The following is a 216-nucleotide window of genomic DNA, read 5'->3' as shown; positions in this document are numbered from 1 at the left end:
TAGCCCATGCTGGTGCTGAAGTAGCTGGAGGTCACGTGGCCGACCATGCTCATCGGAATCGCCTGTTTGGCGTCGAACACCAGCTGCGCGCCTTCCGGCAGCACCGCGCGGGTGTTGACCGGCTTGAGGCCGACCAGCTGCTTGCGGTTTTCCTTGAGGGAGTCCTCACGGTTCATGCCGCGCCAGCCGATCCAGGAGAACGGCTTGCTGCGACCC

At 64.4% G+C, this 216-nt stretch carries 1 protein-coding gene; it reads right to left on the bottom strand.

The window, feature by feature from the left end:
- Window positions 1–216: glycine cleavage T C-terminal barrel domain-containing protein (locus PH586_RS23550; protein WP_271350228.1), on the bottom strand; the 216-nt coding region annotated here is incomplete at both ends.

Origin of the sequence: Pseudomonas aestuarii (assembly GCF_027988105.1) — a bacterium.
In the GTDB taxonomy this organism is placed as follows: Bacteria; Pseudomonadota; Gammaproteobacteria; order Pseudomonadales; family Pseudomonadaceae; genus Aquipseudomonas; species Aquipseudomonas aestuarii.
This window is presented reverse-complemented; position numbering and strand designations above follow the sequence as displayed.